This is a genomic window from Albidovulum sp., from assembly GCF_049646345.1.
GTDB lineage: Bacteria > Pseudomonadota > Alphaproteobacteria > Rhodobacterales > Rhodobacteraceae > Albidovulum.
The window spans coordinates 1-3205 of sequence record NZ_JBARVQ010000326.1 but is presented as its reverse complement, the minus strand read 5'-3'; the positions used below and the strand labels follow the sequence as shown (position 1 = coordinate 3205).

The window sequence follows — 3205 nt, the reverse complement described above, 5'->3', positions numbered from 1 at the left end:
ACTACCTGGGCTTCTACAACAGTCGGAGGCCCCACTCATCGCTTGACGGAAAAACACCCGATCAGGCTTACTTCAATCCGTCGGCGCCCCAAGCGGCAGCGGCATAAACAAGGCGGAAAACCACTTAGAAAACGCCCGGAACCTGTTCAGACAAACCGAGCCACTTCTGCGCGCGGGATGGAGGCCCAGAAGCACTCGATGAACTGCAAGCTGCCCCGGAGGGCAGTCTTCTTAAACACTTCTGCTCAGCCCTCCCGGCTTGGCCCAGAGGTACAACCGGTGACAGATCGTCCTGTGCAGACCGTAGCGCGACGGAAGATCGTGCGATGGGGAACCGTTTCACAGATCTCAGAAGATCCCGTTCAGAACCAGAGGATCATCGACACAGGCACGCCGCGCGGCTTGTTCGGCTGGATCAACGCCTGTTCCCCATCCGTAGGTTCAAATCGGGCCATGGCTGCCTCCTTCTTTGGAAGCTGTGGTCCTTACAAAACCGCAACGGGAATCCTGATAATGAGCGCGCACCCTATACCCACCTTGCTGCCCAGTGTCTCGACCAGGGAAAGGTGACATGTAGTCGGTGTCGGACCATGTCCGGAGGCCGGGCTGGGGTTCTCCGGAAACTTTTCTGAATGGCGGGGCGGCGTCAGCCTTCGATCTTCAGCACGATGGTCTTGCCGCGTTTGATATAGGAAAGCTCACGGTCGCCGATGGCCGCGACCTGTCCGCCATCCAGCCGGTCGCCGATCTTGACCTTCACATAGCGGCCATTCCCCATCCGGACCAGAGCCCGGCGGCTGGAGGACGAGCCGTAGATGCCGATAAGATTGACATCGCGCAGGTTGATCGCGTTGGCGACGGTGGCCTGTTTCGCGACCGTGGTCGAGGTGGGGATGTTCGGCGTGGCAGCGACGGGTTCGGGTTCGTCGATCTCTTCAGGCGGGTTCGGCGCGGCGGCGGGGGCAGGTGTCGGGACCGTGGCTGCGATGCTGCTGGCCATGGCGGCTGCGACCGCATCGTCGACTTGCGGCGTTGCAACGACGCGGGCGAGGCCCTTTGGCCGGGCTTTCGGGCGCTGCGATGTGGCAACGGCCTGCGGCGTGGCCGAGGCGATGGCCTGCGCCAGGGCCTCGGCCTCTGCCGCTTCCCGTGCTACGCGCGCCTCGGTGGCGGCCACGATGGCTGCGGGCCGCGCGCGCGGCTTTCTGGCGGCATGGGCCGGATCGACCGGGGACGGCAGGGGATCTTCGCCCGCTGCTGCTGCTACGGCGGTTTCGGGTCCGTCTTCGGCGGGGGGGGCAGCACTAGCGTCATTGTCGTCGGGCAGAGCCGTTTCGGGGGCCGTCGTGCCGTTTTCTACAGGAGCGTCGAGAACAGGCGCTTCGGCCTCTGCCGGGGCGATTTCCGCCGGTCGGGGGGCCGGTATGACCGGCGGCTGCCCCGCGATCAGGGTGATCCCGTCGGGTGTGACGACACCGTCCTCGGTGGCCTTGATCAGCCCGTCGGACCGAAACTCGAACTCGGTGCCGAAGGGGGGCGGCAGGGGTTGCAGGGGCAGGGCCGCATCGGTAGCGGAGGCGGTTGGTGCCGTCAGAGGCGCGGTCGCCGTGGCATCGAGTTCCGGTGGCGCGGCATCCGAGATGATCGGTGCAGCGGTCGCATCAGCTGCTGGCAGGGATGTGCCCGCAGATATGTCAGACCAGATCGTCCCGGCGGCAGGCGGGTCCAGGGATGCCGGTTCGGCAGCAGGGGGATCAGCCGGTTCCTCGGGGGCGGCGGCCGGTACCGGCTCCGCTATAGGCGCTTCCGTTTCGGCCGGTGCCGTCTCAGGTGTGGCCGCCGGTGTTTCGGGGGCCGTCGCGACGACCGTTTCGTCTTCTGCTACGGGCGCGGCGGCGAAGAAAAGCGACCAGAGCGCCACAGCGATCATGAAGAGAACGAGCAGCGCCACCAGGAGAAGCCCAAGGCCAAGACGGGTTCGCCGGGCGCGCGGTTCCTGGGTCGCGGACGGGAAAGCGGTGTTCTTCTGTGCGGTTCCTGCGGGCTTGGCGGGCAGACGTTCGGCGCGAAGCTGGGCGTCGGTGCCACGCTGGGCTCCGGGTATGGGTGATTTTCCCGGTGGGATGCGGCCCTGCGGGTGGTGCCGGACCTGTGGCTTTTCGTCGCCGTCCGTAGCCTCCGGCAAGGTCGGCTGAGTGATGCCGGAACTGACCGGTCGTGCCGGGCCCTGCTGAACCTGTTTTTCGTCGCGCGGCGGCGTGGCCGGGACAGTTCGCTGCGAACTGAAGGCGGGTGGGGTCGCGATTTCAGGGCCCGGGTCGGAAACGTCGTCGAAGTCTGGCAGGTCATCGACCGCGATGAACGGCGCTTCGGCATCCGCCGCGCCGGGTTCGGGGCCAAGGTCGCGGGCCAGATCGTCGGCCATCGGATCGCTGAAATCGGCGACCTGATAGTCGATTTCGAGCAGGTCGTCGCCTGCCTCCGGTACGAGCCGGTCGGTAATCCCTGGCCCGTGTGGCGATGCATCATCATCAGCGTGTGGTGCCGGGGGCATGGCAACGGGGGGTGCGATCTCGCGCGGGGCAGACTCGACGTTTTCGATATCCGGTACGATCACGTCACTGACGATGCCGGATTGCGCCGTCGGCGCCTCGGCCAGAGAGGCAGCGCTGTCATCCGCTGCAACCTCATCAGCACCGACCATATCTGTTTCGGGGGCGGACATTTCGGCGGCGTCAGGACTTGTGTCGGTTGGCGTCTTTGCGGGAGCCTCGGGGATCGGCGCATCGACGATGCGCACAGGCTCCTGATCGCGGGTGAGTGTCGTCGCTGCAGGCAGATGCACATGAGCAGTCCCGGTCTGACCAAAGAACGGCTCGCCTGCGAACTGGCCGGGATCGGGCATGGCGACAAAGGCGACCGGGTTGAAGCCGTGGCTTTCGGCGAAATCCTCAGCCTCGGTCAGAGTGATCCGGGCGACGACCGCGACGGGCACGGTCTGCCCGCCATGCGACCAGTCAAAGGCGAGGTCATCGACCGCATAGGGCGTCCGTCCTTCCAGCGCGGCCCGGATCTGGGTGCGGCGGCTGGCATTGTCAGGGCCCGGGGCCTCGACATCGGTGTAAAGGATCTGATCTGCGGGCAGGATCAGCTTGGTCGCGAACCCGTCCGGTGCCAGCGCCTTGGCCTTGTCCCGCAACGCGGC

At 66.1% G+C, this 3205-nt stretch carries 1 protein-coding gene; it reads right to left on the bottom strand.

Annotated elements, in window-relative coordinates:
* Nucleotides 1–646 precede the first annotated feature (646 nt).
* Nucleotides 647–3205, bottom strand: a 2559-nt coding sequence (locus tag WBB85_RS08230; protein ID WP_432638138.1) for a hypothetical protein, incomplete at its 5' end; no start/stop codon positions are given.